Raw genomic sequence first — 6,754 nt, forward strand, 5'->3', positions numbered from 1 at the left:
CCACCGCGACGCCGGCGCAGGGCGCTGCCCCCGCCAAGAAGTCGTAGCGCGAAGGGGCCGCGGGTCGCGGCCCCGGCAGCAGTTTCGAGAAGCCCCGGCGCAAGCAGCGCCGGGGCTTCTTTTTTGGGTAATTGGAAGACGGCGTGGGCTCTACTCGAAGTAGCCCGCCTCCAGAAGCTCGCACGTCTTGGGGATTGAGGCACCGTACCAGAGATACCGCTGACCGTTCGACTCGTGCTCGGGCGTGGGCGCCATCGCCACCCGTGCGGCGGCCACGGTTGGCGCCATGAAGGAGTCCGTGAACCCCCAACGGCCGGCGCCCGTTCCAGCACCGGCACCGGTACCCGAACCGGCCCCTCCTCCCGTGGCCCGACCACGAATCTTGGGCCACTCGACGTGCTTGGTGATGTTGTTGAAGAGCAGCCGAGACCGCAGCACGGCGAAACCGTAGCCCCGCCCGAACCGGTTGGTGTCCTTGATGAACCGGTTGAAGGACTCGGTATAGGCGTTGGTGTAGGCGAGGTCGAAGTAGACGAAGACCTGCGGGTGCCAGTCGTCCACGGCGACGCCGACCTTGGTGAACCAGCGCGCCACCTGCGGGTCGATGCTGGCCTTCCACTGCCTGAACAGAGCTTCGGCCGTCTTCCGGTCGGGGGCGTCGTACAGAGCGAAGAACCCCTCCTTGGCGTTGTGGGCGGCCGCCAGCAGCGGGTACTTGGCCTTGACCTCGTCCAACAAGACGATCTCGGCGGCGGTCAGCTCGCTCTGCCGCCCCAACAGCAGGAAGCGCCGGTCCTTGAGCATGATCCGTTCGGCCTCATGCTGCTTGGCCTTCAGCGTCTGCCGGACGCTCTTCCGCGCGTTCTCCATGGCATCGGACGCCATGCGCATCACGTGGAAGCGGTCGGCGATCTGCGGAATGCCGGGGAAGTGGTGCTGGATGGTGGCCCGGTAGTGGTTCCAGAGGTCGGTCACGACCGCCTCAACCCGGTGCTTGTCCGGCATCGGGTTGAAGTACGCGTCGAGATGCTGGCGCGTCCGCCCCTCCAGAATCTCGAAGAAGTCGTTCGACTCGACGTTCGTGATGACGGCCCGGTACACGCCGCCGATCATCGCCTCGTCGAGACCGAGAACCCTCGGCGTCACCGGCATCCGCAGCTTCTCTTCGGTGTTCCGGTAGTCGTCCACGAACAGCCGGATGGTCTTGTTGGCGAGGCCGGTCTGCCGCGCGACCTCGGCCATGGTCAGGCGTAGCCCATTCTCCTGCACGAACTTCACCAGCCGCTTGGTCGCCTGCCGGGTGTCATGCAGGTCCGGCGTCGGTTCCGAGAAGGTCTTGTCGCAGTCCAAGCACTTGAACCGCTTGCGCTGCACGACCAGCTTGGTCGGCTTGCCGAAAAGCGGGGTGTCGGCGACCTTCCTCTCCTCCACCCCGTGCCCGTGGATGCGCACGCCCAAGCAGTGCGGGCAATGAGTCGTGTCACCAACGACGACGGCCTTCACCGTCACGAAGCCCTTACCGCTGACGGCACCATCGTCCAACTCGGTGACGCGCAACGAAGGAAGATTCAGAAGATCGACGGCCATTCCTACCCCTGAGGAACGGTGAGGCCCTGACTGCTGGATTTGTTGCGCCGGGGGCCGGGCGGCGCTATCCTGCTGCTGACCGTGTGCGTGTTGCACGCAACGGGTAGGCATTGTGGTGCCATACTAACACCGGAGCGAACATGGCGAAAGAGCCTTCCGCAGCGACTCTGCGGGTGTCCGACGAGGTTCGCGACCTGCTGCGAATGGCGGCGGAGAAGGAGCACCGCAGCATGGCGAACATGGTGGAAGTTCTGATCCTCCGGTACTGCGAAGCCAACGGAATATCCGTTGACCGTAAACGGCAGACCGGAAAAGCAAAGACATGAAGAAAAACTACGAGGACTACAGCCGGGAAGACCTGATCCGGTTGGTTCGTGAGCGTGACCGTAAGCCAAAATTCGGCCTGCTGTGGGAGCGCGATGAGATCGACCACGATAGGTCGATCAATTCTGATTTCATCGCTCTGGACTTCGTTTCCGAATTGTCCTGCGGACAAGGTCCGTACCCGAATCTGATCATCGAAGGCGACAACTTCGATGCCTTGCGGTATCTCCGCATGACGCACGCCGGCAAGGTTAAGTGCATCTACATCGACCCCCCTTACAACACCGGTAACCGCGACTTTATCTACAACGACCGCTTCGTTGAAAAGGACGACCTCTACCGGCATAGCAAGTGGCTTGAGTTCATGTACAGGCGCCTCGACCTCGCGCGGGAGCTGTTGCGCGAAGATGGGGTCATATTCGTTTCAATAGGCGAAGAGGAATACGCTCACGTCTCCCTCCTGATGGAACTCGTGTTCCCCGGGATGAAAGTCGGTACGTTCGTATGGCGTCGCCGAAGCGGCGCTAACGACGCAAAGGGCGCTTTCCTTAGTGTTGATCATGAATACGTGCTCTGCTTTGCGGGGCCCCAGTTCTCTTTTGCTGGGCGGCCGAAAGAGCGAGTCGATAGCAACCCCGACAATGATCCTCGGGGTCCTTGGGTTGACGGCCCGCTCACGAAGGCACACAACTTCAAACAGCGCCCCGATGCCTTCTATCCGCTCCAGAACCCAGAGACGAACCGATGGTATGCCTGCGATCCCGATAGTGTTTGGCGATTCGCTAGTCGCGAACGGCTCAAGGTTGGTCAGAAGATTAGAGCCCTTCCCATGGAGGTACTGGTCGAGGAACAACGCCTTAGGTGGCCGGCTGATGAGAGGGTCGTCACCTATGAGACGGTTGAATCCTTCATGGATGCAGTTCACAAAGGCACCGCCCCACGCAACCTTCGAATCTACAGCGAGCTAGGCGCTATCAAAGCGGCTGTCGATAAGGGGGACATCCCTTCAAGAGTATTGGATGCAATCGTGCCGCCCGAATTCTGGGTCGGTAAGGCTATCGGCTACGGAACACCTCGAATCAAGCGTTTTGTGAGTGAAATCAAGCGCACGGAAAAACCCCTCTCAACATGGATAACCCCCGCCTCGATGAAGAAGGCCGAGTTGGAGGAGATTGACTTCGAGGGTATCGAAGTGATTACAACTGGATTCACTTCTGAGGGAACAGCGCTCTTGGCGCAGATGATCGGAAACAAGGATTTCCCGTATCCGAAGCCCATCGCACTGGTAAAGGCGCTAATCGCACAAAGTACGGGGCCGGAAGACTTGGTGGTCGATTTCTTCGCGGGCAGTGGCACCACGGGACAAGCTGTACTGGAGCTAAATGCAGATGAAGACGCTGACGCGGATAGCGCCGCAAGTCGTCGCTTCATTCTCGTTTCCAGTACCGAGGCAACTTCGGACGTGCCGGACAAGAACGTGTGTCGGGACATTACGAGAGCCCGATTGAACGCCACTATCAATGGCTACTCGTACAAGGCCAAAGAGGACATGAAGAAAGTTGAGGGAGTTGGGGGGACGTATGCCTACCTACGCACCCGCCGCATTTTGACGGAAAGGGTCTTTCGCACGATTCAGCATGATCAAGTGTGGACCGCGCTGCAACTTATTCATGCCGAGGAAGTTGGTGAGTATGATCCCGCAACGCCGATTCAGGTTATCGCTGGCAGCCACACTGTCGTGATCTATCTCACCAAAATTACCGACCGCATCATCGGCGACTTGAAGTCCATCCTTAGGCAATACGGGCAGGCGACAATCTACTCGTGGCAGCCTGCCCTCTTGGAGCATCGCATCGCCGACCCACGAGTTAGCTTCGCGCCGATTCCTCAGTTTCTAGTCAATCGCTTCGGCGCGGGGGCGCGAAAATGAGCGGGCAAGGCCCGAAGGGGTATCAGGAAGAGGCCGTCAGGAACGTCCTCGAAATCTTCCGCTACGCCGAGTCGCAGATTCAATTGGCGCCAGATGCGGCGAGCCGCGCGGCAGCATCGGCGTACAACGGCTGCGCGCTGCTTGAAGCGCCGACCGGTTCGGGGAAGACCCGAATGGCCGGGCTGATAGCCGAGGCTTTCAGCCGTCCAGATCGACCGGACAATGCGAAGATTGTCTGGTTCTGGTTCACACCTTTCGCTGGTTTGGTCGAGCAATCGGAAGCGGTCTTCAAAGCGGATTTTGTTGGCCTTCGCGTTCGTGATCTCCTCACGGAGCGCGTGACTGCTTCGGCCAAGTCCGGTGATCTGTTCGTCACGACATGGGCGTCGGTCGCAGCCGCTCGCAAGGACACGCGCGTGCTGCGGTCCAGCGGCGACACCTCATTAGCGCTTGACGACTTCATTCCCGAACTGCGCGAGGACGGGTTCCGAATCGGTGTCGTCGTGGACGAGGCTCATCACGGTTTCACCAAGGCCACCGAAGCAGTGAAGTTCTATCGGGACGTAATGCGTCCCGACTTCACACTTCTCGTCACTGCCACCCCCAACGATCAAGACATCGAGCGGTTTAAGGAAGCGGCAGGCATACAGGAGCTGCACCGAATCAGCGTCAGTCGAAAGGACGCAGTTGATGCGGCACTCATCAAAGACGGCATCAAGTCGATTGCCTACATCGCCCCCGACGATCAACGCGCCTTGCTCGACTTCGGACTGACCGCAATCGCGGATGCGTGGCAAATGCACGGGGCGATCAAGAAGACGCTGGCTGGGATCGGAATCAACCTGACGCCGTTGATGCTCGTGCAGGTCGGCAATAGCGACAAGGCCGTGGACGAAGCGAAGACGCGGCTGCAAGCGGCCGGCGTGCCGGCGTCGGCCATCGCTTGGTACACCTCGGAGGACCCGAACGACGACCTGCTGGTCGTGGCGAAGGACGAGTCGAAGGAGGTGCTCATCTTCAAGGTGGCCGTCGCGCTCGGATTCGACGCGCCCCGAGCCTTCACGCTAGTTTCCCTGCGCGGAGCCAAGGACACGGACTTCGGCATTCAGGTGGTCGGGCGAATCCTGAGGGTGCATGCCCGGTTACAACCACGCGCGCTCGACAAGACCTTGCCGGACCTGCTGCGCTACGGGTACGTCTTCTTGGCAGATGCGGAGAACCAGACGGGCCTGACCTCGGCCGGCGAGAAGATCAACTCGATTCAGACCGAGTTGTCGAAGGTGTCGCCGTACACGATGGTCGTGTCTGTCGCGGGAAAGAACGAGGTGCAGGTGACGCAGAACGGGCAAACGTCGTTGGTGTCCGTCCCGTACGCGCCTGCGCCATTCCCGCCGCTCACCGCTCAAAGCCCGTCCGCCCCGACGTTCACAGCGCAGGCGGCGCCCACCACGCCGGGCCTTCTTACCAGCCTGATCCTCAACCCGCCGCCGTCGCCACTCGACGTTCCGTCGAACGGTAGTCAGAAGACTTCGGCTGCGCCGTCGCCGCTTTCTGGCAACCGCAACTATGCGATCAGGGCTGGCATACCGCGTTTGTACAAGACCGAGCAGCTTCCGCTTTCGACCGACGACTTACTGCGCTGCGTAAAGGCGACCATCGGGATCGACGACAAGGTCTTCGGCGCCGGGCTCCGCGAGTCGGTCAAGGTTACGAAGAAGTCGGTGGACATCTTCGACGCGGACAAGGATGCGGAGATCACCGCGATGCAGGCGAGGCTCTCCGACTATGAGATCGCACGCCGGGCCAACGGCGTGCTGTTCGACGCCGAGTATCTTCACCCGAAGCAGTTGCACGAGGCGCTCATGGAGCGCCTACAGGCCGAGTTCGAGCATCGCGGCATTCCGGCCGAGGGAGACGCCGTAGAGAAGGCGCTCAACCGCATCATGGCCACGTATCCCAACATCCTACGGAAGGCCGCTCGTCAGTGCTCGGCCAAGTACAAGGAAGTGGTGGACGCGGACCAGTCCTTACCGGAAAGCGTTGAATGGCCCGTCGGCACGCCAAGGTCCTCGTTGAACATCTACGGCATCGTTCCGCAGGACCTCAATGAGCCGGAGCGCAAGTTCGCCGGGCTGCTGGACGCCGATACGTCGGGGACGGTCGAATACTGGTTCCGCAACGAGACCCGGAAGCCGTGGTCCATCGCCATCGTGCTGCCGAACGGCTACCGGTACTTCCCCGATTTCGGGATCAAGGTCAAAGGACGGACCAAGGGCGATGGCATTCTGTTGCTGGAGATCAAGGGTGATCACATCCTCAATGGGGCTGACACGCTCGAAAAGGTAGTGGCATCTCACGGTTTCTACGGTTCCGTCCCCATGCTGATGCGGGAACCGGACGGTCGCTACGTGACGATCAAGTACGACGAGAAGACCGACAAGAACTTCCCCGATCAGATTTTCAGGATCGAGAACCTCGCGGGATTCTAGCGCCCAACGACGACAGGTCGGGCCGCCGGCCATTGCCCGTGGATGACCCACGGATGGCCACAGTGCCGTGGGCAATGCCCCGTGCGTCGTTCACGGCCGGCTCGATGAAGATGTGGGTTGTGGCCGATCCGTCCTCGTGTTCCGTCACGGCCTCACGAACGGCCCACGAAGGATTCCAATCTTACCAATCGACCACTACCGCATGACCGTGCGGTAGTACCCACGCCAGATTCCAATCTAACCGATTGACCCCGGCCAGCTCCGGAGCGGCGAACCCACGCTATCTTCCAATTACCCTCTTTTTTGGCGCATCCGGGCATCCCGTAGGCGCCGCCGATAACGGTTGCCGATAGCGGATCGGCGCACGCGGCGGCCGGATTACGCGCGAGCGCGCGCGGCTTCACCATGCGCGGACGACTCACCG

Annotated in this window: 5 protein-coding genes; 3 read left to right on the forward strand and 2 right to left on the reverse strand. The window is 60.8% G+C overall.

Going from position 1 to position 6,754, the window contains the following annotated elements:
* Nucleotides 1-150: 150 nt before the first annotated feature.
* Nucleotides 151-1,587, reverse strand: coding sequence for an ISL3 family transposase (locus K1Y02_24170; protein MBX7259478.1), 1,437 nt, complete (start codon nt 1,585-1,587; stop codon nt 151-153).
* A gap of 140 nt (nt 1,588-1,727) precedes the next feature.
* On the opposite strand from K1Y02_24170, the gene K1Y02_24175 reads away from it, so the two are divergent.
* The 3 genes from K1Y02_24175 to K1Y02_24185 are packed head-to-tail and all read left to right on the forward strand — an operon-like array spanning nt 1,728 to nt 6,330.
* Entirely contained in the window at nt 1,728-1,913 is a 186-nt protein-coding gene (locus K1Y02_24175; GenBank protein ID MBX7259479.1) for an Arc family DNA-binding protein, read from the forward strand.
* Nucleotides 1,910-3,841 (forward strand): site-specific DNA-methyltransferase, encoded by a 1,932-nt coding sequence (locus tag K1Y02_24180; GenBank protein MBX7259480.1) that lies wholly within the window; start codon nt 1,910-1,912, stop codon nt 3,839-3,841. The genes K1Y02_24175 and K1Y02_24180 overlap by 4 nt, the downstream gene beginning before the upstream one ends.
* Nucleotides 3,838-6,330, forward strand: a complete 2,493-nt coding sequence (locus K1Y02_24185) for a DEAD/DEAH box helicase family protein (protein MBX7259481.1) — start codon at nt 3,838-3,840, stop codon at nt 6,328-6,330. The genes K1Y02_24180 and K1Y02_24185 overlap by 4 nt, the downstream gene beginning before the upstream one ends.
* A 152-nt stretch (nt 6,331-6,482) precedes the next feature.
* On the opposite strand, the gene K1Y02_24190 is transcribed toward K1Y02_24185, so the two are convergent.
* Nucleotides 6,483-6,754: hypothetical protein (locus tag K1Y02_24190; protein MBX7259482.1), on the reverse strand; the 272-nt coding region annotated here is incomplete at its 5' end.

Source organism: Candidatus Hydrogenedentota bacterium (assembly GCA_019695095.1).
GTDB lineage: Bacteria > Hydrogenedentota > Hydrogenedentia > Hydrogenedentales > SLHB01 > JAIBAQ01.

Excerpts from the sequence above, each read along its gene's own strand:
- K1Y02_24170 (MBX7259478.1), bottom strand. The coding sequence starts at position 1,587 with ATGGCCGTCGATCTTCTGAATCTTCCTTCGTTGCGCGTCACCGAGTTG.
- K1Y02_24175 (MBX7259479.1), top strand. The coding sequence starts at position 1,728 with ATGGCGAAAGAGCCTTCCGCAGCGACTCTGCGGGTGTCCGACGAGGTT.
- K1Y02_24180 (MBX7259480.1), top strand. The coding sequence starts at position 1,910 with ATGAAGAAAAACTACGAGGACTACAGCCGGGAAGACCTGATCCGGTTG.
- K1Y02_24185 (MBX7259481.1), top strand. The coding sequence starts at position 3,838 with ATGAGCGGGCAAGGCCCGAAGGGGTATCAGGAAGAGGCCGTCAGGAAC.